This window comes from Streptomyces sp. NPDC021100, assembly GCF_044333095.1.
Classification (GTDB): domain Bacteria; phylum Actinomycetota; class Actinomycetes; order Streptomycetales; family Streptomycetaceae; genus Streptomyces.
This window is the reverse complement of the sequence record NZ_JBIRQH010000001.1, coordinates 57,511-82,787: the sequence shown is the minus strand read 5'-3', so window position 1 is coordinate 82,787 and position 25,277 is coordinate 57,511. Positions and strand designations below refer to the sequence as shown.

The following is a 25,277-nucleotide window of genomic DNA, read 5'->3' as shown; positions in this document are numbered from 1 at the left end:
GGTCCCCCGTGCTCTCCGGTGCCCATGTCAAGTCAATCGCGCGGCGGGCGTGGCGCGTTCATTCCTTGGGGTGGCGAATGGTGGCGTTTACTGGACTGCACTCGCTTAGACCGTGATCGTAGGATTACTTTCGGTGTGTGAACCGCGGCGGCGCCACGGGGTGCCGCCACCACGTTCGCACCCGTTCTCCCTTTGCCCGTGCGGCCGTTGTGCCGCGATGGCGTGGTGTGGGTGGCGGGCGGCGTGAGCGGCGCGGTGCGCCGGTGGTTCGCGACTCAGCGGTCCCGTGCGGGTGAGCGCGGGAGCGGACGGTCTGGATGGGGGCGTTCCAGTGGACGGCAGCGTCAGCGGCACCGGCGGTGCCGACAGGGCTGAGCAGGCAGGGAAGAAGGCGGAAGACGCGGCGGGGAGCGCCCGGAAGGCGGAGAAGGTCGAGAAGTCGGAGAAGCGCCCCAACGAGCAGCTCAACTCCTGGTTCCTGCGCAGCGGCTGGTCGAAGGGCGAGCTGGCGCGGCAGGTCAACCGCCGGGCCCGGCAGCTGGGCGCCCACCACATCAGCACCGACACCTCCCGGGTCCGCCGCTGGCTGGACGGCGAGCAGCCGCGCGAGCCCATCCCGAAGATCCTTTCCGAGCTCTTCTCCGAACGGTTCGGCTGCGTCGTCGGCGTGGAGGACATCGGCCTCCGCACCGCCCACCTGTCACCCTCCGCGTCCGGCGTCGACCTGCCCTGGGCCGCCCCGCAAACCGTGGAGATGATCAGCGAGTTCTCGCGCAGCGACCTGATGCTCGCCCGGCGGGGCTTCCTCGGTACCTCGCTCGCCCTCTCGGCCGGGTCCGCCCTGATCGAGCCCATGCAGCGCTGGCTGGTCCCCACCTCGCCGGCGGGCGCCACGCCGCCCGCCGGCGGCGACCGCTCCCGCCGCGGCCGGCTCTCCAAGCCGGAACTGGACCTGCTGGAGTCCACCACCAAGATGTTCCGCGCCTGGGACGCCCAGTGCGGCGGCGGCCTGCGCCGCAAGGCCGTGGTCGGGCAGCTCCACGAGGTCACCGACCTGCTCCAGGAGCCGCAGGCCGACGAGACGTCCAAACGCCTCTTCAAGGTGGCCGCCGAACTCGCCCAGCTCGCGGGCTGGATGAGCTACGACGTCGGTCTGCACCCCACCGCCCAGAAGTACTTCGTGCTCGCCCTGCACGCCGCCAAGGAGGCCGGCGACCGGTCCCTCGGTTCGTACGTCCTCTCCAGCATGAGCCGGCAGATGATCCACCTCGGCCGGCCCGAGGACGCGCTCGAACTGATCCACCTCGGGCAGTACGGATCACGCGAGACGGCGACGCCCCGCATCCAGGCCATGTTGTATGCGATGGAGGCCCGGGCGTACGCCACCATGGGCCAGCCCGCCAAGTGCAAACGCGCCGTCGGCATGGCGGAGGACTGCTTCTCCGACTGCACCCCCGCGGACGGTGACCCGGACTGGATCCGCTTCTTCTCCGAGGCCGAGCTGAACGCCGAGAACGCCCATTCCTACCGCGACCTGGCCTATGTCGCCGGCCGCAGCCCGATGTACGCCTCGCTCTCCCGCCCCAAGATGCTGCAGGCCGTCCACCTCTTCGAGGAGGACGGCGAGCACCAGCGCTCCTACGCCCTGAACCTGATCGGCCTGGCCACCGTCGACCTCATGGAACGGGAGCCCGAGGCGTCCACCGTCCATCTGGCCAAGGCCCTGCGGATCGCCAAGCAGGTGCGCTCGGAGCGGGTCAACAACCGGCTCCGCAAGACCGTCGACACCGCGGTCCGCGACTTCGGGGGCGTCGACGAGGTCCGCGACCTCACCGAGCAGCTCGCGCTCCATCTGCCGGAATCCGTGGAGCCCGCTCCTGCCTGAGCCCGCCTCAACAGCCCGCCTGACCCGGCCCGCTGCTCCCGCCTGACCCGCCGGGCCCTCGGCCCCCGCAGGACGCACGGCCCCCAGACCCCGGCCGCGGCGACCGTCCCGTACAGCCCGACTCGGCTCCCCCACGCCAGTCAGACGTCGGACGGCCGCCGCGGTCGGCCTTCTTCGCGGAGGGTGACCGCGGCGGCCGTACGGTCACCCCGCCGCGCACCGGAACCCCCACGCGCTTCACCCGCCCGTAACACTCCCGCCGCCTTCGTCACCGGCGCGAAACAACCGGCTGCCCTGACCGAAACCGCGCTGCGTCAGCCTCGAGGCACCACCGGCCCACAGCGAACCCCGCCCGCACGGGGGCACGGGCCCCGCTGCGAGGAGACACGGATCGTGAATGGAGCGGATACCGCGTTCGTACTGATCAGCGCCGCGCTCGTGATGCTGATGACACCCGGCCTGGCCTTTTTCTACGGCGGAATGGTCCGGGTGAAGAGCGCTCTGAACATGCTGATGATGTCGTTCGTCTCCCTCGGCATCGTCACCGTGCTGTGGGTGCTCTACGGCTACTCGCTCGCTTTCGGTGACGACATCGGTGGAGGAGTGCTCGGCGACCTCGGGCACGTGGGCCTCAGGGGGATCAGGCCGGAGACGCTCACGGGCGGCAAGGAGGGGATCCCGGTCCTGGCCTTCGCCCTCTTCCAGCTGATGTTCGCGGTGATCACGCCCGCCCTGATGAGCGGCGCCCTCGCCGACCGGGTGCGGTTCAGCGCGTGGTGCCTGTTCATCACCCTCTGGGTCAGCCTGGTCTACTTCCCGGTCGCCCACTGGGTCTGGCACGCGGACGGCTGGCTGTTCAAGCTCAAGGTGATCGACTTCGCGGGCGGTACGGCCGTCCACATCAACGCGGGCGTCGGTGCCCTCGCCGCCCTCCTCGTCGTCGGCAAGCGCATCGGCTTCCGCAAGGACCCCATGCGCCCGCACAGCCTCCCCCTGGTGATGCTCGGCGCGGGCCTGCTGTGGTTCGGCTGGTTCGGTTTCAACGCCGGTTCGGCGCTCGCCGCCAACGGCACCGCCGCCACCATGGCCCTCAACACCCAGGTGGCCACCGGCGCCGCGATGCTCGGCTGGCTCGCCTACGAACGCGTCCGGCACGGCGCCTTCACCACCCTGGGCGCCGCCTCCGGAGCCGTCGCCGGCCTCGTCGCCATCACCCCGTCCGGCGCCGCCGTGAACGCCTTCGGCGCGATCCTCATCGGCCTCGTCGCCGGAATCGCCTGCTCTTGGGCCGTCGGCCTCAAGTTCCGCCTCGGCTACGACGACTCGCTCGACGTCATCGGCGTCCACCTCGTCGGCGGCGTCATCGGCACCCTCCTCGTCGGCGTCCTCGCCGTCGACGGCGTCGGCGGTGCCACCCAGCTCGGCCGGCAGGCCGCCGGCGCGTTCTCGGTCATGGCGTACTCGTTCGCCGTCTCCTGGCTGCTCGCCAAGCTCGTGGACCGTATCGTCGGCTTCCGCGCCACGGAGGACGACGAGATCGCCGGGCTCGACCGGGCGTTCCACGCCGAGACCGCGTACGACCACAGCGCGGTGGGCGGTACCAGCGCCACCACGGCCCTCCGCGGCGCGCCCGCCCCGGACCGGCGGCCGGAGTCCCTCCGGGCGGAAGACCGGCCGGAAGACCGACCGGACAACACGCCGGACAACAAGAAGGTGGACGCATGAAGCTCGTCACCGCCGTCGTCAAACCGCACCGCGTCGACGAGATCAAGGACGCCCTGCAGCGGTTCGGCATCCAGGGGCTGACCATCAGCGACGTGCAGGGACACGGCAGGCAGCGCGGCCACACCGAGGTCTACCGGGGAGCCGAGTACCGGATCGACACCCTCCCCAAGTCCCGCATCGAGGTCCTCGTCGAGGACCCGGACGCCGCCGACGTCGTCGACGTCATCGTCCGCACCGCACGCACCGGCAAGATCGGCGACGGCAAGGTCTGGGTCGTCCCCGTCGAGACCGTCGTCCGCGTCCGCACCGGCGAACGCGGACCCGACGCCCTCTGAACCACCCACCAGGGAGCCCGAGTTGACCGAAACCCACCTGCGATCCGCCGACTCGGGCACCGACTGCTACGCGGCGGCCCGGCTGCGCCTGCTGCACGACCGCGGCCGCAGCGGGCCGGCCCTGCGGGCCGAGCTCGCCCGGCTCACCGACGGCTGGCTCACCGGCCTCCTCGGCCGCGCCGACGGCGTCGCCCTCGCCGCCGTCGGCGGCTACGGCCGCGGCGAACTGTCGCCCCGCAGCGACCTCGACCTCCTCCTGCTGCACGCGCCCGGCGCCGACCCGGCGCACGTCGCCGCCGTTGCCGACCGCCTCTGGTACCCGGTCTGGGACCTCGGCCTCGCCCTCGACCACGCCGTCCGCACCCCGGCCGGCGCCCGCCGGACCGCCGCCGACGACCTCAAGGTCCACCTCGGCCTGCTCGACGCCCGCCACCTCGCCGGCGACCCCGCCCTCACCGCCGCCGTCCGCGCCACCGCCTACGCCGACTGGCGCGACCGCGCCCCCGCCCGGCTGCCCGAACTCCGCGAACTCGGCGAGGAACGCGCCCGCCACCACGGCGACCTGCGCTTCCTCCTCGAACCCGACCTCAAGGAGGCCCGTGGCGGCCTCCGCGACGCCACCGCGCTGCGCGCCGTCGCCGCCTCCTGGCTCGCCGACGCCCCCCGCGCTGGCCTGGAGCCCGCCCGCGAACTGCTCCTCGACACCCGCGACGCCCTCCACCTCACCACCGGCCGCGCCACCGACCGCCTCACCCTCCAGGAACAGGACCAGGTCGCCGCCGCCCTCGGCCACCCGGACGCCGACGCGCTGCTGCGCCGCGTCTACGAGGCGGCGGGCACCGTCGCGTACGCGGCCGACGTCGTCTGGCGCGAGGCCGGCCGGGTCCTGCGGGCGCGCTCCGGACGGCCCCGGGTGCGGCGGGTGCTCGGGGGCCGGGGCGGGCGCGGCGGCTTCACCGAACCGGAACGGCTCCCGCTCGCCGAGGGCGTCGTCGAACAGGACGGCGAGGCGGTCCTCGCCCGGACGGCCCGGCCCGAGCACGACCCCGTCCTGCCCCTGCGCGCCGCCGCCGCGGCCGCCCGGGCCGGACTGCCGCTCGCCGCGCACACCGTCCGCCGGCTGGCCGCCGCCGGACCGCTGCCCGCACCCTGGCCCGCCGAGGCGCGCGAGCACTTCGTCACGCTCCTCGGGGCCGGCCCGCACACCGTCGCCGTGTGGGAGGCGCTGGAGGCGGAGGGCGTCATGTCCCGGCTGTTGCCGGAGTGGGAACGCGTCCGCTGCCGGCCGCAGCGCAATCCCGTCCACCGGTGGACCGTCGACCGGCACCTGATCGAGACGTGCGTCCGGGCCGCCGCCCTCACGCGTCGGGTCGACCGCCCGGATCTTCTTCTCGTCGCGGCGCTCCTGCACGATCTGGGGAAGGGGCTGCCCGGTGACCATTCGGTGACCGGGGAGGCCGTCGCCCGCGAGGTCGCGCCGCGGCTCGGGTTCGGGCCCGGGGACGCGGCCACCCTCGCCGTTCTCGTCCGGCACCATCTGCTGCTCGTCGAGACCGCGACCCGGCGGGACCTCGACGATCCGGCGACGGTGCGGGTGGTGACGGAGGCGGTTCCGGACGCTCCGACGCTGGATCTGCTGCACGCCCTCACGGAGGCGGACGCGCTCGCGACCGGGCCGGCGGCGTGGAACTCCTGGCGGGCGTCGCTGGTTTCCGGTCTGGTGCGGCGGGCGGCGGCGGCCCTGGCGGGGGAGTCGGCCGCCGGGCGCGCGCAGGCCCCGGAGCCCTCCGCCGCGCAGGAGCGCCTCGCGGCGGAGGCACGGAGCTCCGGCTCGCCGGTGGTGACGCTGTCCGTCGGGGACGACGGTGTGGAGCTGCTGATGGCCGTCCCCGACCAGCCCGGCGTGCTGGCCGCCGCCGCGGGCGTGCTCGCGCTGCGGCGGCTCACCGTGCGGGCCGCGGATCTGCGGTCGGTCGCCGGCGTCCTGCTACTTCGGTGGCGGGTGGCGGCGGAGTACGGCGATCCGCCGTCGGGGGTGCGGCTGCGGGACGATCTCGTGCGGGCGTTGGACGGGTCGCTGGATGTCGGGGGGCGGCTGGCGGAGCGCGAGGCGGCTTACGCGGGGCGCCGCCGTGCCCTGCCTCCGGCCGCGCCCTCCGTCTCCGTCTGCGACGGCGGATCCCACGACGCGACCGTCCTGGAGGTGCGGGCCGAGGACGCTCCCGGGCTGCTGTACCGGATCGGGCGGGCGCTGGAGGGGGCGGGGGTGTGGGTGCGGAGTGCGCATGTGTCGACGTTGGGGGCGAGCGTGGTGGATGCGTTTTATGTGACGGGGGTGGATGGGGTTCCTCTGCGGGAGGCGGGGGCTGTGGCTGAGGCGGTGGAGCGGGCGTTGCGGTAGCGCCTGCGGCGGGCTGTGCCCCGGTCCCGCCCTTTCTCCGTTTCCTGGGGGCGAGCCCCCAGCCCCCTGCGCGGTTGTCCTCAAGCGCCGGACGGGCTGAATCCAGCCCGTCCGGCGCTTGAGGACGAGCGGCGAAGCCGCGACAAGGGGGTCTGGGGCGCAGCCCCAGGAAACGGAGAAAGGGCGGGACCGGGGCCACCCCCACCGAAGGTGCGGATACCCTGGAGGGCGATTCACACCGCCCCCGACCCCGAGGACCGACGAGCGCCGTGTTCGATACCCTTTCCGATCGCCTCGCAGCCACCTTCAAGAGCCTCCGCGGCAAGGGGCGCCTGAGCGAGGCGGACATCGACGCCACCGCTCGCGAGATCCGCATCGCCCTGCTGGAAGCGGACGTCGCCCTTCCGGTCGTCCGGGCCTTCATCAAGCAGGTCAAGGAGCGCGCCACCGGCGAAGAGGTCTCCAAGGCCCTCAACCCGGCCCAGCAGGTCGTCAAGATCGTCAACGACGAGCTGGTCGGGATCCTCGGCGGCGAGACCCGCCGCCTCCGCTTCGCCAAGACCGCCCCGACCGTGATCATGCTCGCGGGTCTCCAGGGTGCCGGTAAGACGACCCTCGCCGGCAAGCTCGGCCTCTGGCTGAAGAGCCAGGGCCACAGCCCGCTGCTGGTCGCCTGCGACCTCCAGCGCCCCAACGCCGTCAACCAGCTCAGCGTCGTCGCCGAGCGCGCCGGGGTGGCCGTCTACGCGCCGCAGCCGGGCAACGGCGTGGGCGACCCGGTGCAGGTGGCCAAGGACTCGATCGAGTACGCGAAGTCCAAGGTCCACGACATCGTCATCGTGGACACCGCCGGCCGCCTCGGCATCGACGCCGAGATGATGCAGCAGGCCGCGGACATCCGCGACGCGGTGAACCCGGACGAGACGCTGTTCGTCGTCGACGCGATGATCGGCCAGGACGCCGTCAACACGGCGGAGGCGTTCCGGGACGGCGTCGGCTTCGACGGCGTCGTGCTGTCCAAGCTGGACGGCGACGCCCGCGGTGGTGCCGCGCTCTCTATCGCGCACGTCACCGGCAAGCAGATCATGTTCGCCTCCAACGGCGAGAAGCTGGACGACTTCGACGCGTTCCACCCGGACCGCATGGCGTCCCGCATCCTCGACATGGGCGACATGCTCACCCTGATCGAGAAGGCCGAGCAGACCTTCAGCCAGGCCGAGGCCGAGAAGATGGCGGCCAAGCTGGCGAAGGGCCCCAAGGAGTTCACGCTCGACGACTTCCTGGCCCAGATGGAGCAGGTCCGGAAGATGGGCTCCATCTCCAAGCTGCTCGGCATGCTGCCCGGCATGGGGCAGATCAAGGACCAGATCAACAACCTCGACGAGCGCGACGTGGACCGCACGGCCGCGATCATCAAGTCGATGACGCCGGCCGAGCGCCAGGACCCGACGATCATCAACGGTTCGCGCCGGGCGCGTATCGCCAAGGGTTCGGGCGTGGACGTCAGCGCGGTCAAGAACCTGGTCGAGCGCTTCTTCGACGCCCGCAAGATGATGTCGCGCATGGCGCAGGGCGGCGGTATGCCGGGCATGCCGGGGATCCCCGGGATGGGCGGCGGCGCCGGCAAGAAGAAGAAGCAGCAGAAGCAGAGCAAGGGCAAGCGGCAGAGCGGCAACCCGATGAAGCGCAAGGCGGAGGAGCAGGCCGCCGCCGCGCGCCGGGAACAGGCCGCGGCCAACCCGCTGGGCCTGCCCGCCGGCCAGGACGCCAAGAACTTCGAACTCCCCGACGAATTCAAGAAGTTCATGGGCTGAGGCGCACCGCCTGAGACCGAACAAGCCCCCGGCCGCCGGCCGGGGGCTTTTCACCTGCCCCCGGGCGCCCCGCCGTTGTCACACCCGCCGTTACTACACGCGTGCGATGAGATAGCGGAACACATTCGGCATCCACACCGTGCCGTCCCCGCGCAGATACGGGTGGACGGCCTCGGTGAGTTCCTTCGACACCTGCTCCTGGTCGGTGGTCCGGGTGGCCGCGTCGAAGGCGCCCGTCGAGAGCAGCCCGCGGACCGCGCTCGCCAGATCCGCGTAGCCGTACGGGCAGGAGACCCGCCCCGAGCCGTCCGGCCGCAGCCCGGCCATCCGGGCCAGGTCCTCCAGGTCGTCCCGGCCGCTCGGCCGCCAGTGCGCCGCGGTGGCCATCGGGTCGGCCAGCCGGGCCGCCACCCGGAGCGCTCCGGAGGCAGCGCAGCGCTCCGGCGGGCCCCAGCCGGCCAGCACGACCGGCGCGCCGCGCCGGGACCGCGCGGCGGCCTGCCGCAGCGCCTCCGCCATCTCCCGGGCGCCGCCGCCCGCGCAGTAGAGCGGGTCGAAGGCCGTGACGAGGGTGAACGGGGGGTCCGCGGGATCCGCGACGCCGTTCACGTCGCCGTGTCCCAGCCGGACCGGCACGCTGGAGGGGTGGGCCGCCAGCCGCTCCCGGGCGAGGTCGAGCCGGCGTTCGTCCGTGTCGATGCCGCTGACGGTGGCTCCGCGGGAGGCCGCCATCAGCAAGGCCAGTCCCGATCCGCAGCCCAGGCTCAGCAACCGGGTCCCGTCATCGACTTCCAGCCGCTCGTAGACCGCTTCGTACAGCGGCACGAGCATGCGTTCCTGGATTTCCGCCCAGTCGCGGACCCGCGACCGGGGCGGCGACGGGGACGGCCGGTGCCGTCGCACGAGCGTGGGTGTCATCGCATGCGCCCCAATCCACCGAATTCGGTTTCCTGACCGAAGTGCCGCCCCCCATGTGCTGTCGTGCACGCGGTTCCGCCGAACCGCCCCCCAAGCCAGGGAACCCCGCTTCCGCCCGGGAGTCCAGGGGGTACGGCGAGAAGTTCCCCCACCGCCCAAGATGGCATGTGCCGCGCCGGACCGCATGAGATGAATACCCAGCCGCAAACCCTGAACGGGCCGACAACGCGGGGTTGCGGCCGGACGGATTCACACTCGGCCCGACCGGGCCCGTACCATTCGCACCATGGCAAAGGCTCCCATTCTCACTCCGCAGGCGGAAGACTTCCCGCGCTGGTACCAGGACCTGATCAACAAGGCCGAACTGGCCGACAACGGCCCGGTGCGCGGCACCATGGTCATCCGCCCGTACGGCTACGGGCTGTGGGAGCGCATGCAGCAGGAGATGGACGCCCGGATCAAGGACGCGGGCGCCTCCAACGCGTACTTCCCGCTGTTCATCCCGCAGTCGTACCTGACGCGCGAGGCCGAGCACGTGGAGGGCTTCGCCCCCGAGCTCGCGGTCGTCACGCACGGCGGCGGCAAGGAGCTGGAGGAGCCGGTCGTCGTCCGGCCCACCTCCGAGACGATCATCAACGAGTACTTCTCCAAGTGGGTGCAGAGCTACCGCGACCTGCCCCTGCTGATCAACCAGTGGGCCAACGTGGTCCGTTGGGAGATGCGCCCCCGCGTCTTCCTGCGCACCAGCGAGTTCCTCTGGCAGGAGGGCCACACGGCGCACGCGACCTACGAGGACGCGCGCGACTACGCGGCGCGCATCCACCGGGACGTGTACTACGACTTCATGGTCAACGTCCTGGGCATCGACGTGGTCCTCGGCCGCAAGACGCCCAAGGAGCGCTTCGCCGGCGCGATCAACACCCTCACGCTCGAAGGCATGATGCGCGACGGCAAGGCCCTCCAGATGGGCACCAGCCACGAGCTCGGCCAGAACTTCGCCAAGGCGTTCAACACCTCGTACCTGTCCAAGGACGGGCAGCAGGAGCTCGTCTGGCAGACCTCGTGGGGCGTCTCGACCCGTATGGTCGGCGGCCTGATCATGTCGCACGGCGACGACAGCGGCCTGCGCGTCCCGCCGCGCCTGGCGCCGGTGCAGGCCGTCGTCCTCGCGATCAAGGGCGACGACGCCGTCATCGCCAAGGTCCGTGAGATCGGCGACCGGCTGAAGGCCGCGGGCGTCCGCGTCCAGGTCGACGACCGCACGGACACCCCCTTCGGCCGCCGCGCCGTGGACTGGGAGCTCAAGGGCGTTCCGGTCCGCATCGAGATCGGCCCGCGCGACCTGGAGAACGGCACCGCGATGCTGGCCCGCCGCATCCCCGGCGGCAAGGAGCCGGTGCGCATCGAGGAGCTCACCGCGCTGCTGCCCAAGGTGCTGGAGGAGGACCAGGCGCTGCTGCTGAGCCAGTCCCGTGAGCGCCGCGAGGAGCGGACGTCGGACGTGTCCACCATCGAGGAGGCCGCCGAGGCCGCCGTCGCCGGTGGCTGGGCGCGGATCCCGTGGTCGGTGCTGGGCGCCGAGGGCGAGGCCAAGCTGGCCGAGCGGGCGGTGACCGTGCGCTGCCTGGTGACCGAGGACGGCGGGGTGCCGGAGACGGACGACGCCCCGGGCGCGCTGGCCATCGTCGCGCGGGCCTACTGAGGTTCAGGGCGTCACCGAACCCCGGCCGGGGCGGGACTGACTCGTGCGTCAGTTTCGCCCCGGCTTGCGAACAGGTGCGCGTACTTCTGCGGCTTCTCCGTACTTCTGTGCAGATCGGGGTACCCGCCCTCGTCGCGGCGGGTGGCCCGGTATCGCAGGGATACTGACTGGTACGTGCAAATTATTTGGGATGGCCCGGTATCGGAACACCGGGCGGTCCCGACTCGTTGTCACGACGTGAGCACGACACCACCTGTTCTCGCCGCAGAACTGGCGCAGGCGTGGGCCGACATTCAGCGGTTCCACCCCGAGCTGCCGGATCTCGCCGCGCCCGAATCCTTGATCGGGGAGTCGTCGTCCGCGTGCGGCGCCGAGCTCTCCTTCGAAAGGCTGCTGCACGAGGCAGTGCACGGCATCGCGGCCGCCCGCGGTGTCCGGGACACCTCACGCGCCGGCCGCTACCACAACCGCCGGTTCCTGGCGATCGCCGAGGAGCTGGGCCTCGACCACAGCGACGAGCCGCATCCCAGCAGCGGCTTCTCCCTGGTCGTGCTCAACCCGGAGGCGCGCCGCCGCTACCGCGCCACCATCGACAGACTGCAGCGCGCCCTGAAGGCGCACACGATGGCCACCACGGCCGACACCTCGCGCACCTTCCGCGGACCGGCCGCCCGGCACGGTTCGTCGGGCGGCGGCGTGCGGGTCAAGGCCGTGTGCGACTGCGGGCGGAACGTCCGCGTGGTGCCGTCCGTGCTCGCCCAGGCGCCGATCATGTGCGGTGGCTGCGGCCAGCCGTTCCGCATCCCCGAGGCGATGTCCGTGGGGTGACGCGGGCCCCGGCCGGCGCCCTCCGGCCGGGGTCGGGTGATGTTCGTGCGTCCGGGCGCGTATGGCACAATGGGGGGCTGTACTCGACAGTCGTACAGGACCCCTCTCTCCTCCGGCTGACGCGTCCATCGGGCACTCCGAGTACCGCAACCCCACGTGGCATCTTGTTGTGCCCACCACGTCAAGACCAGGAGACACCACTCCAGTGGCAGTCAAGATCAAGCTGAAGCGTCTGGGCAAGATCCGTTCGCCTCACTACCGCATCGTCGTCGCCGACTCCCGTACCCGCCGTGACGGCCGGGCCATCGAGGAGATCGGCCTGTACCACCCGGTGCAGAACCCCTCGCGCATCGAGGTGAACTCCGAGCGCGTCCAGTACTGGCTGGGTGTCGGCGCGCAGCCGACCGAGCCCGTCATGGCCATCCTCAAGGTCACCGGCGACTGGCAGAAGTTCAAGGGCCTCCCGGCCCCGGCCCCGATGCTCGTGGCCGAGCCCAAGGACAAGCGCGCCGCGTTCGAGGCGTTCACCAAGGCCCTCGAGGCCAACGAGGCGAAGGGTGAGGCCATCACCCCGAAGGCCAAGAAGTCGGGGAAGAAGGACGAGGCTGCCGACGCCGCCGAGTCCGCTGAGTCGACCGAGGCCTGAGCATGCTGGAGGAGGCCCTTGAACATCTGGTCAAGGGCATCGTCGACAACCCCGACGAGGTGCAGGTGGCGTCACGCACCCTGCGCCGCGGGCGCGTGCTGGAAGTCCGGGTCCACCCGGACGACCTCGGCAAGGTGATCGGCCGCAACGGCCGTACCGCCCGAGCGCTGCGGACCGTCGTGGGCGCCATCGGCGGCCGGGGCATCCGCGTCGACCTCGTCGACGTGGACCAGGTTCGCTGAACGGGCGGCAGGCATCGGCACGGGCCGGGAAGGGATCCCCTTCCCGGCCCGTTGTCGTGTGGGAGGGGCGTTTCGGGGCGCCCCAGGATCGTGGAGAAGGAACGGAATCGTGCAGCTCGTAGTGGGCAGGATCGGCCGCGCCCATGGCATCAAGGGCGAGGTCACCGTCGAGGTGCGGACGGACGAGCCCGAGCTGAGGCTCGGCCCGGGCGCCGTACTGGTCACCGACCCCGCCGGCGTGGGACCGCTCACCGTCGAGAGCGGCCGGGTGCACAGCGGCCGGCTGCTGCTGCGGTTCGCCGGCGTCCCCGACCGGACGGCCGCCGAGGCGCTCCGCAACACCCTCCTGATCGCGGACGTCGACCCGGACGAGACCCCGGAGGACCCCGACGAGTTCTACGACCACCAGTTGGTGGACCTGGACGTCGTCACGGTCGACGGGACCGAGGTCGGCCGCATCACCGAGATCGCCCACCTGCCGTCGCAGGACCTCTTCATCGTCGAACGCCCCGACGGCGGCGAGGTGATGATCCCCTTCGTCGAGGAGATCGTCACCGAGATCGACCTGGACGCGCAGCGCGCCGTCGTCGATCCGCCGCCCGGGCTGCTCGACGCCGAGCGGGCCGTGATCGCCGGCAGCCGGGACGAGTCCGGCGAAGAGTCTGGTGACAAGAGCGGTGACGAGGGTGACCGCTGATGCGCCTCGACGTCGTCACGATCTTCCCCGAGTACCTCGAACCGCTGAACGTCTCGCTCGTCGGCAAGGCCCGCGCCCGTGGGCAGCTCGACGTCCGCATCCACGACCTGCGGGAATGGACGCACGACAAGCACAACACCGTCGACGACACCCCGTACGGCGGCGGCCCCGGCATGGTGATGAAGCCCGAGCCGTGGGGTGAGGCGCTGGACTCCGTCGTCGGCTCGGGCTCCGGCTCCGGCGAGGACGTGCCGACGATCGTCGTCCCCACGCCCAGCGGCCGGCCCTTCACCCAGGAACTGGCCGTCGAGCTGTCGGCCAAGCCCTGGCTGGTCTTCACCCCCGCCCGCTACGAGGGCATCGACCGCCGGGTGATCGAGGAGTACGGCGAGCGGTTCGACGTCCGCGAGGTCTCGATCGGCGACTACGTGCTGGCCGGCGGCGAGGCCCCGGTGCTCGTCATGGTCGAGGCCATCGCCCGGCTGCTGCCCGGCGTCCTCGGCAACGCCGAGTCGCACCGCGACGACTCCTTCGCCCCCGGCGCCATGGCCGACCTGCTGGAGGGCCCGGTCTACACCAAGCCGCCGGAGTGGCGCGGCCGGGGCATCCCCGACGTGCTGCTCAGCGGCCACCACGGGAAGATCGCCCGCTGGCGCCGCGACGAGGCGTTCCGCCGCACCGACGTCAACCGGCCGGACCTCATCGAGCGCGCCGACCCCGCGTCCTTCGACAAGAAGGACCGCGAGATGCTCTCCATCCTCGGCTGGGCCCCGGGTCCCGACGGCCGATTTGGGCGAGTGGCCCCGGACGTGGAAGAATAAGCCGTTGCCTTGCGTCCGGCGCGCGCCCCTGCCACAGGGGGAACGACGTTCGCCGGGGGCAGTACGGCGCCCTTACTTTCCGCACGAATTCCGCCGATGACCTGTGGCATCGGCGAGGAAGAGACGACTCATGTCCTCCCTGCTCGACAACGTCAACGCCGCGTCGCTGCGCACCGACGTCCCCGCCTTCCGTCCCGGTGACACCGTGAACGTCCACGTCCGCGTCATCGAGGGCAACCGCTCCCGCATCCAGCAGTTCAAGGGTGTCGTCATCCGCCGCCAGGGCGCGGGCATCAGCGAGACCTTCACCGTCCGCAAGGTCTCCTTCTCGGTCGGCGTCGAGCGCACCTTCCCGGTCCACAGCCCGATCTTCGAGAAGATCGAGCTCGTGACCCGCGGTGACGTCCGTCGCGCCAAGCTGTACTACCTCCGTGAGCTCCGCGGCAAGGCCGCGAAGATCAAGGAGAAGCGCGACAACTGAGCTTCCGCCCGGCGTCCGGGTCCGGCCGGATAGGCTCTCGGACCGATGGACACCGACGCACAGCTTTCGGAGCGCGACCGCTCTCCCCACCCCGAAGGGGGCGAGGAGCAGCGGTCGCGCTCTTCGCGCATACCGGGCCGTTCGACGCTCGCCGGGTCGCCCCGGCGGGTGTGGCGGTGGGTGACCGGCGGCGGGCCGCTGCGCCGGGCGGGGGTGCTGCTGGTCTGCTGCCTGGGCCTCGTGATGCTGGTCAGCGCGTATGTGGTGCAGCCGTTCGTGATCCCGTCGGCGTCGATGGAGAACACCCTGCGGCCCGGCGACCGGGTACTGGTCAACAAGCTGGCCTACCGCTTCGGCGACGAGCCGCGGCGCGGGGACGTGATCGTCTTCGACGGCCTGGGGTCGTTCGTCCAGGAGGAGCCGGCCGAGAACGCGGTGACGAAGGCGGTGCGCAAGGTCGCCTCCTCGGTCGGCCTGATGCAGCCGGCGCCGACGGACTATGTGAAGCGGGTCGTGGGGGTCGGCGGGGACCGGGTGGTGTGCGACCACCGGGGCCGGCTGTCGGTCAACGGACGTGTGATCACCGAGAATTACCTCTTCCCCGGCGACACGGCCTCGCGGGTGCCCTTCCAGGTGGTGGTGCCGGAGGGGCGGCTGTTCGTCCTGGGCGACCACCGCAGCGCGTCCCGGGACTCGCGCGACCACCTGGGGGAGCCGGGCGGCGGCATGGTTCCGGTGGACCGGGTGATCGGCCGGGCGGAGTGGATCGGCTGGCCGCTCGGCCGGTGGACCGCGCTGGACCGGCCGGGCACCTTCGACGACGTGCCCGAGCCGCGCGGCCATGGCGGGGGTGCGCGTGGGGCACCGTAGGGGCGGGCCCCGGTGGTGGCGGGGTACGGGGGCGGGCCGGCGGTACGGGCGCCCCCACGGACGGTACGGGCGTCCCCGGGTGCGGTACGGGCCCCGGCCGGCGGGTTCCGCGCCGGGCGGGAGGGCGGCGCGTCGTCTGGCGGCGCGACGGGTGCGGCGGAACCGGCGGAAGTCCCTGGTCACCGAGGTTCCCGTGCTGCTGTCGGTGGCACTGCTGATCGCTCTGGTGCTGAAGACGTTCCTGGTGCAGGCGTTTGTGATCCCCTCCGGCTCCATGGAGCAGACGATCCGGATCGGCGACCGGGTGCTGGTCGACAAGCTGACGCCCTGGTTCGGCGACCGGCCGAGCCGGGGGGACGTGGTGGTGTTCAAGGACCCGGGGGACTGGCTGGGGGAGGCGGGGGAGCCCGGGGAGGGGTCGGCCGCGGTCAGGGCCGGGCGGCGGGTGCTGTCGTTCGTCGGGCTGCTGCCGTCCGCGGGGGAGCAGGACCTGATCAAACGGGTGGTCGCGGTCGGCGGGGACAGGGTCAAGTGCTGTGACGCGAGCGGCAAAATCATGGTCAACGGTTCGCCGGTCCGCGAGCCGTATGTGCACCCCGGAAATCCGCCGTCCGAGCTGCCGTTCGACGTACGGGTGCCGCGCGGGCGGCTGTTCGTGCTGGGGGATCACCGCTCCGACTCGGCCGATTCACGGTTCCACCTCGCCGAGTCCGGGCACGGTACCGTCCCGGAAGACCTGGTCATCGGCCGTGCCATGGTGATCGCCTGGCCGCCGGGGCACTGGCGCCGGCTGCCGGGGTGACGGAGGTGGCCGACGTCTCCTCGGCTCCGGCGGGCCCGTTCCGGAGGGTGAGGACGTTCCTGGACGGGCGGGGTGAACGGGATGATCCGGACCCCGACCCCTGTGGAACTCCCGCTCGTTAAGGGAGTGGCGGGCCTGCGGCGGATGGCGACAGGCGACAGCGCGGAGTGAGGAGTGGATGTGGGGGATGTGGCGGTCGGCGCCCGGTCCGGCCATGGAGAGCCCGAGAAGCGCCCGGACGGTGCCGGGGACCCGGCCGCGGGGGAACGCGTTCCCCTCTCGCCTGCCTCGCCCCCTTCGCCCCAAGGGCCTCACGGGGGCCCGGGAGGGCCCCCGCCACCGGACGATCTCGGCCGGGTTCCGGACGGGCCGGCGGGCGGTGACCTGCCGGAAGGCCGGGAGCCCGGGGAGCCGGTGTCGCCGGGGAAGGGCGGTAAGTCCGGAAAGGACGGAAAAGCCGGGAAGCAGCGGTCCTTTTGGAAGGAACTGCCGATCCTGATCGGCGTCGCGCTGATCCTCGCGCTCTTCATCAAGACGTTCCTGGTGCAGGCGTTCTCCATCCCTTCCGAGTCGATGCAGGACACCCTCCAGCGCGGCGACCGGGTGCTGGTCGACAAGCTCACCCCCTGGTTCGGCGCCGAGCCCGAGCGCGGCGAGGTGGTCGTCTTCCACGATCCGGGCAGCTGGCTGAAGGACACCCCGGGCGAACAGTCCGGACCGGTGGGCAACGGGGTGCAGAAGGTCCTCAGCTTCGTCGGGCTCATGCCGTCCGCCGGGGAGAAGGACCTGATCAAGCGGGTCATCGCGGTCGGCGGCGACAAGGTCGAGTGCAAGGGCGGCAACAACCCCGTCGTCGTCAACGGCAAGGCGCTCGACGAGCCGTACATCTTCCCCGGGGACACCCCGTGCAGCGACAAGCCCTTCGGGCCGGTCACGGTGCCCAAGGGCAAGCTGTGGGTGATGGGCGACCATCGGCAGAACTCGATGGACTCGCGCTGGCACCAGGACGAGGACGGCGGCTTCGTGCCGGTGGACGACGTCGTCGGCCGCGCGATCGTCGTCGCCTGGCCGCTGAACCGCTGGGCGACGCTGCCCGTCCCCGACACCTTCGACCAGCCCGGTCTGGGCGCGGCCGCCGCCGGGGCGCCCTCGGCGCTGGGCCTCGCGGGGGCCGTCCCGCTGGTGCTGTGGCGCCGCCGCCGGCTGCTCGCCTCCCGCGCCGCGGCCGTGCGCGACTGACGGCGCGCTCCGGCCCCGGGCCTGGCGGTGTGTTCCGGCCTCCGGGCGCCTGACGGCGTGGTCCGCCCGCCCGTCCGCCCCCGTCCGCCCGCCCCCGGCCTCCCGGCCGGGAGGGCTGACGCCGCTCCCGTACCGCGGGTAGGGTGCGATTCCATGCCCCGGCGCGGGGAGCGGATCTTCTACGGGTGGGGGACGCGATGGGCGGAGCGGAACGCGGTGGTCCGGGACGTGCCGGCAGGCTGGTGTCCGGGATCGCCGTGGCCCTCGGCGCCGTCCTCTTCCTCGGCGGCTTCGCGTGGGCGGCGCTCGTCTACAAGCCGTACACCGTCCCCACCGACTCCATGGCCCCGACCATCGCCCGCGGCGCGCGCGTCCTCGCCCAGCGGATCGACGGGGACGACGTCCGGCGCGGCGACGTCGTCGTCTTCCACGACAAGGTGTGGGGCGACATGGCCATGGTCAAACGCGTGGTGGGGGTCGGCGGCGACACCGTCGCCTGCTGCGACCGGCGGGGGCGGATGACGATCAACGGCACCCCCGTAGAGGAACCGTATCTGCACGGCGACGGACCGGCGTCCGGCGCTTTCGGCCCGGTCTCCAGCGGCTTTTCCGCCACCGTGCCCAAGGGGGAGCTGTTCCTGCTCGGCGACCACCGCGCCGACTCCGTCGACTCCCGCTCCCACCTGGGCAAGGACCAGGGCGCGATCCCGCGCGACGCGGTGAGCGCGCGGGTGGACGCCGTGCTCTGGCCGGCCGGTGACCTGGGCGTGCTGTCCCGCCCCGCCGCGTTCGACGCCCTGCCCGGCGGTACGTCGCGGCCCGGCCCCGTGCGCCTGCTGGCCATCGCCGTCGTGGTGGGCGCGGCGCTCATCCTGGGAGGTGCGGCGTACGGCCCGCTCGCCCGCCTGCTGACGCGGCGGACGGCTTCGCGCGGGTCTTCCGACGGGACCGGGAAGGCGGTGGCGCCCCATGGCTGACGCGGCACGGACCGAGGAGACCCGGCGGGCGGCCCGCGTCGTCCTGCTCGACGCCCGGGACCGGATCCTGCTGCTGCACGGCTTCGAACCCGCCGACCCCGGGCGGACCTGGTGGTTCACTCCGGGCGGCGGACTGGAGGGCGACGAGGACTGGGAGGCGGCGGCCCGCCGCGAGCTCGCCGAGGAGACCGGGATCACGGAGATCGAGCTCGGCCCGCCGCTGTGGCGGCGCACCTGCTCGTTCCCCTTCGACGGCCGCCGGTGGGACCAGGAGGAGCGCTACTACCTGGCCCGCACCCGGCAGGCGGGCGCCTGGACCGGCGGCGGGACCGAGCTGGAACGCCGCAGTGTGACCGGACTCCGCTGGTGGACCTGCGGTGAACTCCTCGCCACCCATGAGACGGTGTATCCGACCAGGCTCGCCGAGCTGCTGAGCACGCTGCTCCGAGACGGTCCCCCGCAGGTGCCGGTGCGCCTGGAGACGGAACGCGCCTGACGCACAATGGGGGGACGCACGGCTGAAGGGGAACATGCCATGAGCGCCGAGGACCTCGAGAAGTACGAGACCGAGATGGAGCTGAAGCTCTACCGGGAGTACCGCGACGTCGTCGGTCTGTTCAAATACGTGATCGAGACCGAGCGGCGCTTCTACCTGACCAACGACTACGAGATGCAGGTCCACTCCGTCCAGGGCGAGGTCTTCTTCGAGGTCTCGATGGCGGACGCCTGGGTCTGGGACATGTACCGGCCCGCCCGCTTCGTCAAACAGGTGCGGGTCCTGACGTTCAAGGACGTCAACATCGAGGAGCTCAACAAGAGCGATCTCGACCTTCCGAGTGGCTGAGTTCTCCACAACCGGCGGGTTGTCCACAGGATTCGACCAAGATCCCCCACTTCCGCCCGGAGGCCGCACCGTCGGTCCCGGGAGGTGGTGCGGATGGACGCGCGACGGGCGCTGGGGCGCTACGGGGAGGACCTGGCGGTACGCCGGCTGACGGAGGCCGGGATGACGGTGCTGGCCCGCAACTGGCGCTGCCGCGAGGGCGAGATCGACGTGGTGGCGCACGACCGGGACGCGCTGGTCGTGTGCGAGGTGAAGACCCGCAGGGCGGGCGCCTACCAGCATCCGATGGCGGCCCTCACGGCCGTCAAGACCGAGCGGCTGCGCCGGCTCGCGGGGCGCTGGCTGGAGCGGTACGGCGGCCCGCCCCCGGGCGGGGTCCGTATCGACCTGGTCGGCGTGGTGCTCCCGGAGCGGGGCGCCCCCGAGGTGCAGCACGTCAGGGGGGTGGCGTGATGGGCTTCGCCCGTACGTGCTCGGTCGCCCTGGTCGGGGTGGAAGGGGTGGTGGTCGAGGTCCAGGCCGACCTCGAACCCGGCGTCGCCGCCTTCACCCTCGTCGGGCTGCCCGACAAGAGCCTCTCCGAGAGCCGGGACCGGGTCCGCGCCGCCATCTCCAATTCGGGCGGCGAGTGGCCACAGCGGAAGCTGACGGTGGGTCTGAGCCCCGCGTCCGTCCCCAAGGGCGGCAGCGGCTTCGACCTGGCCGTCGCCTGCGCGGTGCTGGGCGCCGCCGAGCGCATCGACCCGCGGCGGATCGCCGACCTGGTGATGATCGGGGAACTGGGCCTCGACGGCCGGGTCCGCCCGGTGCGGGGCGTGCTGCCGGCCGTCCTCGCGGCGGCGGACGCCGGGTACCGGCAGGTCGTCGTCCCCGAGCGCGCCGCCGCCGAGGCGGCGCTGGTGCCCGGCGTCGCGGTGCTCGGGGTGCGCAGCCTCCGCCAGCTGGTGGCCGTCCTCACCGACGAGCCCGTGCCCGAGGAGGCGGACCCCGAACGGGACGGCCGCCCCGACCCGCTGCTCGCCGGGCTGGCGGTGCCCGGCGCGGGCCAGGGCATGGGCGCGGGCGCGGCTTCCGGCGGAGACCGCGGGCACACGCCCGACCTCGCCGAGGTCGCGGGCCAGCAGCGGGCGCGCCGGGCGCTGGAGGTGTCCGCCGCCGGGCGGCACCACCTGTTCCTGCTGGGCCCGCCGGGCGCGGGCAAGACCATGCTCGCCGAGCGGCTGCCCGGCCTGCTGCCGCCGCTCACCCCGGAGGAGTCGCTGGAGGTCACGGCGGTCCACTCGGTGGCGGGCACCCTCCCGGCCGGCCAGCCGCTGATCGACCGGCCGCCCTACTGCGCACCGCACCACTCGGCCTCGATGGCCTCGTTGGTCGGCGGGGGCTCGGGGATGCCCAGGCCGGGCGCGGTGTCGCTGGCTCACCATGGGATTTTGTTTTTGGACGAGGCGCCCGAATGCTCCCCTCGTGTCCTGGACGCCCTGCGGCAGCCGCTGGAGTCCGGGCAGGTGGTGGTGGCCCGCTCGGGCGGGGTGATGCGGCTCCCGGCCCGGTTCCTGCTGGCCCTGGCCGCCAATCCCTGTCCGTGCGGTCGGCACGGGCTCAGCGGGGACGGCTGCGACTGTGCGCCCAGGACCGTACGGCGCTATCTGGCCCGCCTCTCCGGGCCGTTGCTCGACCGGGTCGACCTCCGGGTGACCGTCGAACCGGTGGCCCGCGCGGAGCTGGTGGGGCTCGGCCCGGGCGCCGAGAGCTCCGCGACGGTCGGCGCCCGGGTGCGGGCCGCCCGCGAACGGGCCGCCGCGCGGTACGCGGGCACGCCCTGGCGCACCAACAGCGAGGTCCCGGGGCACGAACTGCGCACCCGCTGGCTCGTCGAGCCGGAGGCCCTGCGGGATGCCGAACGGGACATGGAACGCGGCCTGCTCACCGCGCGCGGGCTGGACCGGGTGCTCAGGGTCGCCTGGACCGTCGCCGACCTGGCGGGCCACGCCCGGCCGTCGGCGGACGACGTCCGTCAGGCGCTCGAACTGCGCACCGGCGTCCGGCGGGGCGCGGTGGCGGCCGGGGCCGGGGGGCTGCTGTGACGGGGGTGCGGGACGGTGTGGGTGCCGGGGCCGGAGGGGGCGCCGGAGCCGGTGAAGCCGGCCGGGACGCCGGCGTGGTGGCCGGCGGACGGGCGGGCGCACGGACGACCGCCGCCGACGGTGCGGACGCCGGTGCCGGGGCCGCTGCCGGGGCCGTTGTCGCCCGTGGGGCCGTGGGCGACGAGGAGCGGCTGGCCCGGGTCGCGTTGACGCGGCTCACCGAGCCCGGGGACGAGGTCGTGGGCCGCTGGCTGCGGGAGTTGGGCGCCCCCGCCCTCGTACGCGGGCTCCTCGGGGGCGGGCCGCCGCCCAAGGGGGCCAGGAGCGAGCGGCTGGCCGGGTGCCGGGCCCGGGCCGCCGCGCTCGATCCGGCGGGTGACCTCGCCTCCGTGGCACGGCTCGGCGGGCGGTTCGTCTGTCCCGGCGAGCCCGAGTGGCCGACGCAGCTCGACGACCTCGGGGACGCCCGGCCGCTCGGCCTCTGGGTGCGGGGGACCGCCGACCTCCGGCTGTGGGCGCTGCGTTCCGTGGCCGTGGTGGGCGCCCGGGCGTGCAGCGACTACGGCTCGCACATGGCCGCCGTCCTCGGCGCCGGCCTCGCCGAGCGCGGCTGGGTGGTCGTCTCCGGCGCCGCGTACGGGGTCGACGGCGCGGCCCACCGCGGGGCGCTCGCCGCCGGCGGGGCGACCGCGGCCGTCCTGGCCTGCGGAGTGGACGTGCCTTACCCGCGCGGCCACGCCCAACTGCTCGGCCGGATAGCGGAACAGGGCCTCGTCCTCGCCGAACTGCCGCCGGGCGGCCACCCCACCCGCGGCCGGTTCGTCCTGCGGAACCGGGTCATCGCCGCCCTCACCCGCGGCACGGTCGTCGTGGAGGCGGAGTACCGCAGCGGTTCGCTCGTCACGGCGCGGCGCGCCCGGGCGTTGGGCCGGCACACGATGGGCGTCCCCGGCCCGGTCACCTCCGGCCTCTCGGCCGGCGTGCACGAACTGCTGCGCGAGGGCGCCACACTGGTGACCGACGCGGACGAGGTCGCCGAACTGGTGGGCGCCATGGGGGAGCTGGCGCCCGAACGCCGGGGGCCCGCCGTCCCCCGGGACCTGCTCGCCCCTCAGACGGCGGCCGTCCTGGAAGCCGTCCCCGGCTCCGGCGGCGACACCGCCCGGATCGCCCTCAACGCCGGGCTGAGCAGGGACACCACGCTCGGCAGGCTCTACGAACTGCACGGCCTGGGCTTCGTCGCACGCCGGGGCGACCACTGGCGCCCGGTCGCGCGGGCGTCAACATCCGTCCCCTCCAAGCCCCTCGGACGGCGCCCCTCCATGCGGCGAGGCGGTTCTTGACCTGGGGCGATCGGGTGAAAGGGTTAAGGACATGACCGCCAAGACCGCGGTGACCCCGGCGGCCCCGGCGCCGGGCCGCGCCCCCGCCGGGCCCCGCACGGTCCCGGGGCACGGCCGCCGGCCGAGAGCACGTCCGGTGGCTGTGCTCTCGGCCGGCGGCCGTGCGGACCGCCGAGCGGGCCCGAGGGACACGGTCGCTCCCCGCAGCGCGCCGGTCACGCTACGCTCACGGGATTCCGGCCATGCGGATGGATCCTGTCGCACCTGATCCACGTCACAGCAGAACGGCTCAAGACGACGAATGCCCCAGCAACCCTCCGGATCGGACCGCGCGGCGGCGCCGCCCGCGGCGCGCGGCGCCGCCCGCCCGCCCGCACCCTCGACCCTCGACGAGCTGTGGCGCTCGTACAAGGCGTCGGGTGACGAAAGGCTGCGGGAGCAGCTGATCCTTCACTACTCACCGCTGGTGAAGTACGTGGCGGGACGGGTCAGCGTCGGGCTGCCGTCCAATGTGGAGCAGGCGGACTTCGTCTCGTCCGGGATCTTCGGACTGATCGACGCGATCGAGAAGTTCGATCCCGCCCGCTCCATCAAGTTCGAGACCTACGCGATCACCCGCATCCGGGGCGCGATGATCGACGAACTGCGGGCGCTGGACTGGATCCCCCGGTCCGTCCGGCAGAAGGCGCGGGCCGTGGAGCGCGCCTACGCCACCCTGGAGGCCACCCTCCACCGGACGCCCTCCGAGGCGGAGGTGGCCGCCGAGATGGACATCCCCCTCGACGAACTGCACACCGTCTTCAGCCAGTTGTCTCTGGCGAACGTCGTCGCCCTGGAGGAGCTGCTGCACGTCGGGGGCGAGGGCGGCGACCGGCTCAGCCTGATGGACACCCTGGAGGACACGGCGGCCGACGACCCCGTCGAGGTCGCCGAGGACCACGAACTCCGCCGGCTGCTCGCCCGGGCCGTCAACACCCTCCCGGAACGGGAGAAGACGGTGGTCACCCTCTACTACTACGAGGGACTCACCCTCGCCGAGATCGGCCAGGTGCTCGGTGTCACCGAGAGCCGGGTCAGTCAGATCCACACCAAGTCGGTGCTCCAGCTGCGGGCCAAGCTCGCGGACGTGGGCCGCTGAGGAACGGGCCGGGGGCGGCCGGGGCCGGGCCGGTCCCGGCGTCCAACCGCCGCTCCGACCTCGTCTCTTTCCTCCCAGGTCCGTAAAGTGGAACCGTGCCCAGGATTCGAGCGGCCTCAGTGGCCGAGCACCGGACGATGCAGCGCGACGCCCTGCTGGACGCCGCCCGCTCCCTGTTGTCCGAGGGTGGTACGGAAGCGCTCACCTTCCCCGCCCTCGCCGAGCGCACCGGACTCGCCCGGTCCTCCGTCTATGAGTACTTCCGCTCCCGGGCGGCCGTCGTCGAGGAGCTGTGCGCCGTCGACTTCCCCGTCTGGGCGGCCGAGGTCGAGTCCGCCATGGCGGAGGCGGATACGCCGGAGGCGAAGATCGAGGCGTATGTGCGGCGGCAGCTGGCGCTGGTGGGGGACCGGCGGCACCGTGCCGTCGTCGCGATCTCCGCCGGTGAGCTGGACGCTGCCGCTCGGGAGAAGATTCGGGCCGCGCATGGCGGGTTGATCTCGATGGTGGGCGAGGCTTTGGTGGCGCTCGGGCATGAGGAGCCGCGGCTGGTCGCCATGATGCTTCAGGGTGTCGTGGACGCGGCTGTCCGGCGGATCGAGCTGGGTGTGGAGGAGCCGGAGCGGGTCACCGCTGTCGCGGTGGGGATGGCGTTGCGGGGGGTTCGGGGCTGACGCCCCGGGTGGGGGTGCCCCGGTCCCGCCCTTTCTCCCCCAGCTACCGCTGGGAGGTGCCCCCAGTTTCTTGCGAGGGCGAGCCCCCGCACCCCCTTGTCGCGGCTTCGCCGCTCGTCCTCAAACGCCGGACGGGCTGGTATAGCGCGCCCGGGCGCGCTATACCAGCCCGTCCGGCGTTTGAGGACAAAGGGGTCTGGGGCGTAGCCCCAGGAAACGGCGAAGTGGGGGTCCCCCCTCTGGGGGAGGGACAGGGGCAACAACCGCGACGGCCCCCGCCGCACCATCCACCCCGGCAGCAACCCCAGCGGATCCAGATACTCCCGCCCCCGCAACAACCCCCAGTGCAGACAGCCCGCAGCACAATGCCAGGGCCCGGGCCCCAGTTCGCCCAGCACCGCACCCGCCGCCACCCGATCCCCTCGCCGCACTCCGGCCACCACCGGCTCGTACGTCGTCCGCAACGGCGGGTCACCGGTCCCCGGAAGCTCCACGGACACCACACCCCGCCCGGCCACCGTCCCGACGAAGGAGACGACGCCGTCGGCGGCCGCCCGGACCGGGTCGCCGGGGGTGGCGGCCAGGTCGACGCCCCGGTGGCCACGGGCCCAGGGCGCGGCGGGGGGATCCCAGCCGCGCAGGACCGCCGGCCGGGTGCCCACCGGCCAGGCCCGGGCGGCCGGCGGGGCCGGGGCCTCGTCACCGGCCGCCGCCGGCAGCGCACAGACGAGCGTGACCGCGGCCACCGCCGCCGCCAGAAGAAGCCGCAAGATCCTTCGCATAGACATGCGCCCACCGTGGCGGAACCCCG

The 25,277-nt window shown here is 73.0% G+C and carries 24 protein-coding genes and 1 pseudogene; 23 read left to right on the top strand and 2 right to left on the bottom strand.

Annotated elements, in window-relative coordinates:
• The first annotated feature begins 478 nt into the window (after window positions 1–478).
• The 5 genes from ACH4PU_RS00375 (at window position 479) to ffh (ending at window position 8,160) form a co-directional block, all read left to right on the top strand.
• Window positions 479–1,885, top strand: coding sequence for a hypothetical protein (locus ACH4PU_RS00375; RefSeq protein WP_398265275.1), 1,407 nt, complete (start codon window positions 479–481; stop codon window positions 1,883–1,885).
• 393 nt (window positions 1,886–2,278) lie between these two features.
• Complete coding sequence (locus ACH4PU_RS00370; protein ID WP_398264045.1) at window positions 2,279–3,610, top strand: ammonium transporter; 1,332 nt, start codon at window positions 2,279–2,281, stop codon at window positions 3,608–3,610.
• Window positions 3,607–3,945, top strand: a complete 339-nt coding sequence (locus ACH4PU_RS00365; RefSeq protein ID WP_398264043.1) for a P-II family nitrogen regulator — start codon at window positions 3,607–3,609, stop codon at window positions 3,943–3,945. The genes ACH4PU_RS00370 and ACH4PU_RS00365 overlap by 4 nt, the downstream gene beginning before the upstream one ends.
• Before the next feature lie 22 nt (window positions 3,946–3,967).
• Window positions 3,968–6,346, top strand: coding sequence for a [protein-PII] uridylyltransferase (locus tag ACH4PU_RS00360; RefSeq protein ID WP_398264041.1), 2,379 nt, complete (start codon window positions 3,968–3,970; stop codon window positions 6,344–6,346).
• 269 nt (window positions 6,347–6,615) lie between these two features.
• Window positions 6,616–8,160, top strand: coding sequence for a signal recognition particle protein (ffh, locus tag ACH4PU_RS00355; RefSeq protein WP_398264039.1), 1,545 nt, complete (start codon window positions 6,616–6,618; stop codon window positions 8,158–8,160).
• Window positions 8,161–8,253: 93 nt separating this feature from the next.
• Here ffh and ACH4PU_RS00350 read toward each other — a convergent pair whose 3' ends face one another.
• Window positions 8,254–9,078: a class I SAM-dependent methyltransferase gene (locus ACH4PU_RS00350; RefSeq protein ID WP_398264037.1), complete on the bottom strand. Its 825-nt coding sequence runs from the start codon at window positions 9,076–9,078 to the stop codon at window positions 8,254–8,256.
• Window positions 9,079–9,364: 286 nt separating this feature from the next.
• Here ACH4PU_RS00350 and proS point away from each other — a divergent pair, with 286 nt between their 5' ends.
• The 18 genes from proS (at window position 9,365) to ACH4PU_RS00260 (ending at window position 24,466) form a co-directional block, all read left to right on the top strand.
• The gene (proS, locus tag ACH4PU_RS00345) at window positions 9,365–10,780 is read left to right on the top strand and encodes a proline--tRNA ligase (protein WP_398264035.1); all 1,416 of its coding nucleotides are present in this window, start codon (window positions 9,365–9,367) and stop codon (window positions 10,778–10,780) included.
• A 237-nt stretch (window positions 10,781–11,017) separates the two neighbouring features.
• Window positions 11,018–11,608: a hypothetical protein gene (locus ACH4PU_RS00340; RefSeq protein ID WP_398264033.1), complete on the top strand. Its 591-nt coding sequence runs from the start codon at window positions 11,018–11,020 to the stop codon at window positions 11,606–11,608.
• 205 nt (window positions 11,609–11,813) lie between these two features.
• Window positions 11,814–12,254 carry a 30S ribosomal protein S16 gene (gene rpsP / locus ACH4PU_RS00335; RefSeq protein WP_398264031.1) on the top strand — a complete coding sequence of 147 codons (441 nt, stop codon included), beginning with the start codon at window positions 11,814–11,816 and terminating at the stop codon, window positions 12,252–12,254.
• Between the two features lie 2 nt (window positions 12,255–12,256).
• A complete protein-coding gene (locus ACH4PU_RS00330; RefSeq protein ID WP_004944869.1) occupies window positions 12,257–12,496 on the top strand; it encodes an RNA-binding protein in 240 nt (79 codons plus the stop codon).
• A 109-nt stretch (window positions 12,497–12,605) separates the two neighbouring features.
• Window positions 12,606–13,193, top strand: a complete 588-nt coding sequence (gene rimM, locus ACH4PU_RS00325) for a ribosome maturation factor RimM (RefSeq protein ID WP_398264028.1) — start codon at window positions 12,606–12,608, stop codon at window positions 13,191–13,193.
• Window positions 13,193–14,014, top strand: a complete 822-nt coding sequence (gene trmD, locus ACH4PU_RS00320) for a tRNA (guanosine(37)-N1)-methyltransferase TrmD (RefSeq protein WP_398264026.1) — start codon at window positions 13,193–13,195, stop codon at window positions 14,012–14,014. The genes rimM and trmD overlap by 1 nt, the downstream gene beginning before the upstream one ends.
• Before the next feature lie 130 nt (window positions 14,015–14,144).
• Window positions 14,145–14,495 carry a 50S ribosomal protein L19 gene (gene rplS, locus ACH4PU_RS00315; protein WP_004944863.1) on the top strand — a complete coding sequence of 117 codons (351 nt, stop codon included), beginning with the start codon at window positions 14,145–14,147 and terminating at the stop codon, window positions 14,493–14,495.
• Window positions 14,496–14,540: 45 nt separating this feature from the next.
• Window positions 14,541–15,365: a signal peptidase I gene (gene lepB, locus ACH4PU_RS00310; RefSeq protein ID WP_398264023.1), complete on the top strand. Its 825-nt coding sequence runs from the start codon at window positions 14,541–14,543 to the stop codon at window positions 15,363–15,365.
• Between the two features lie 151 nt (window positions 15,366–15,516).
• A complete protein-coding gene (gene lepB / locus ACH4PU_RS00305) occupies window positions 15,517–16,167 on the top strand; it encodes a signal peptidase I (protein WP_398264021.1) in 651 nt (216 codons plus the stop codon).
• A gap of 189 nt (window positions 16,168–16,356) precedes the next feature.
• The gene (gene lepB / locus ACH4PU_RS00300; RefSeq protein WP_398265272.1) at window positions 16,357–17,406 is read left to right on the top strand and encodes a signal peptidase I; all 1,050 of its coding nucleotides are present in this window, start codon (window positions 16,357–16,359) and stop codon (window positions 17,404–17,406) included.
• 197 nt (window positions 17,407–17,603) lie between these two features.
• Complete coding sequence (lepB, locus tag ACH4PU_RS00295) at window positions 17,604–18,383, top strand: signal peptidase I (protein WP_398265269.1); 780 nt, start codon at window positions 17,604–17,606, stop codon at window positions 18,381–18,383.
• The gene (locus ACH4PU_RS00290; protein WP_398264019.1) at window positions 18,376–18,879 is read left to right on the top strand and encodes an NUDIX hydrolase; all 504 of its coding nucleotides are present in this window, start codon (window positions 18,376–18,378) and stop codon (window positions 18,877–18,879) included. Before lepB (ACH4PU_RS00295) ends, ACH4PU_RS00290 begins: the two co-directional genes overlap by 8 nt.
• 39 nt (window positions 18,880–18,918) lie before the next feature.
• Window positions 18,919–19,227, top strand: coding sequence for a DUF2469 domain-containing protein (locus ACH4PU_RS00285; protein ID WP_004944840.1), 309 nt, complete (start codon window positions 18,919–18,921; stop codon window positions 19,225–19,227).
• A 93-nt stretch (window positions 19,228–19,320) separates the two neighbouring features.
• On the top strand, window positions 19,321–19,680 hold the full coding sequence (locus ACH4PU_RS00280) for a YraN family protein (RefSeq protein ID WP_398264017.1): 360 nt from the start codon (window positions 19,321–19,323) through the stop codon (window positions 19,678–19,680).
• Entirely contained in the window at window positions 19,680–21,311 is a 1,632-nt protein-coding gene (locus ACH4PU_RS00275) for a YifB family Mg chelatase-like AAA ATPase (protein ID WP_398264015.1), read from the top strand. The genes ACH4PU_RS00280 and ACH4PU_RS00275 overlap by 1 nt, the downstream gene beginning before the upstream one ends.
• A 173-nt stretch (window positions 21,312–21,484) precedes the next feature.
• Window positions 21,485–22,654, top strand: coding sequence for a DNA-processing protein DprA (dprA, locus tag ACH4PU_RS00270; RefSeq protein ID WP_398264013.1), 1,170 nt, complete (start codon window positions 21,485–21,487; stop codon window positions 22,652–22,654).
• A gap of 301 nt (window positions 22,655–22,955) precedes the next feature.
• Window positions 22,956–23,792 carry an RNA polymerase sigma factor WhiG gene (gene whiG / locus ACH4PU_RS00265; protein WP_398264011.1) on the top strand — a complete coding sequence of 279 codons (837 nt, stop codon included), beginning with the start codon at window positions 22,956–22,958 and terminating at the stop codon, window positions 23,790–23,792.
• Window positions 23,793–23,911: 119 nt separating this feature from the next.
• Complete coding sequence (locus tag ACH4PU_RS00260; RefSeq protein ID WP_398265266.1) at window positions 23,912–24,466, top strand: TetR/AcrR family transcriptional regulator; 555 nt, start codon at window positions 23,912–23,914, stop codon at window positions 24,464–24,466.
• A gap of 251 nt (window positions 24,467–24,717) precedes the next feature.
• Here the strand turns inward: ACH4PU_RS00260 and ACH4PU_RS00255 are convergent.
• Window positions 24,718–25,248, bottom strand: a pseudogene (locus ACH4PU_RS00255) (M23 family metallopeptidase); the annotation flags it as partial.
• Window positions 25,249–25,277 lie beyond the last annotated feature (29 nt).